The organism is Caballeronia sp. GAWG1-1, from assembly GCF_023631465.1.
Taxonomy (GTDB): domain Bacteria; phylum Pseudomonadota; class Gammaproteobacteria; order Burkholderiales; family Burkholderiaceae; genus Caballeronia.
The window spans coordinates 1-1,023 of record NZ_JALQDB010000101.1 but is presented as its reverse complement, the minus strand read 5'-3'; the positions used below and the strand labels follow the sequence as shown (position 1 = coordinate 1,023).

At 61.2% G+C, this 1,023-nt stretch carries 1 protein-coding gene; it reads right to left on the bottom strand.

Translation table 11 applies throughout. From position 1 onward, the window contains the following. Positions 1-1,023: IS256 family transposase (locus NCT03_RS33615; RefSeq protein ID WP_250495510.1), on the bottom strand; the 1,023-nt coding region annotated here is incomplete at both ends.

The window sequence follows — 1,023 nt, the reverse complement described above, 5'->3', positions numbered from 1 at the left end:
AAACGCTCTCCAAACAGGATGGCAAACTGGTTCATCGCGGACGACCAGTCGAACGCCGCGCGTACTGACTTTGCCAGCACGTTGCGCAATGCAAGCCACAGCAGCTTGATGGCGGCCTCGTCATTGGGAAAGTGGCCGCGTGTCTTGATGATCTTGCGTAGTTGCATGTTCAGACTCTCAATGGCGTTTGTGGTGTAGACGACACGGCGTATGTCCGGCGGAAACACGAAGAACGGTGTGACGTTCTCCCACGCCCATCGCCACGACTGCACGATAGTCGGATACTTCGCACCCCACGGGCCTTCGGCAAAGGCCTCCAGGGCCTGCTGAGCGGCCTGTTCACTCGCGGCGGCATAGATCGGCCGCAGCGCTGCGGCCACGCTCTTGCGGTCCTTGTAGCTGGCGTACTCCAGACTGTTGCGGATCAGATGCACGATGCAGGTCTGCACGGCCGTGCGCGGGTACGCCGTGCCAATCGCCTCAGCCAGTCCCTTCAGGCCGTCGACCACCGCGATCAGGATGTCCTGGCAGCCCCGGGTCTTCAGTTCGTTGAACACTTTCAGCCAGAACTTCGCCCCTTCGGTCTGTTCGATCCACAGGCCGAGCACATCGCGCTGGCCGTCGGCCTGAATGCCCAGCGCCAGATACACCGCCTTGTTGCTCACCACGCCGTCGCCACGGATCTTCACACGCAGCGCGTCGAAGAACACCACCGGGTACATCGGCTCAAGCGGACGGCTTTGCCAAGCGAGCGCTTCAGCCATGACTTCGTCGGTGACCGAGCTGATGAAATCGGGCGAAACCTCGGTGCCATAGGCTTCGGCCAGAAACGCCTGGATCTCGCGCACACTCATGCCGCGCGCGTACATGGCGATGATGCGCTCGTCGAAACCGGTAAAACGGCGCTCGTGTTTCGGAATCAGGATGGGTTCAAAACTGCCGTCACGATCACGCGGCAGATCGACCCTGAGCGGGCCATAATCGGTGATGAGCGTCTTGCCGCTGGCGCCGTTACGTTCGTTG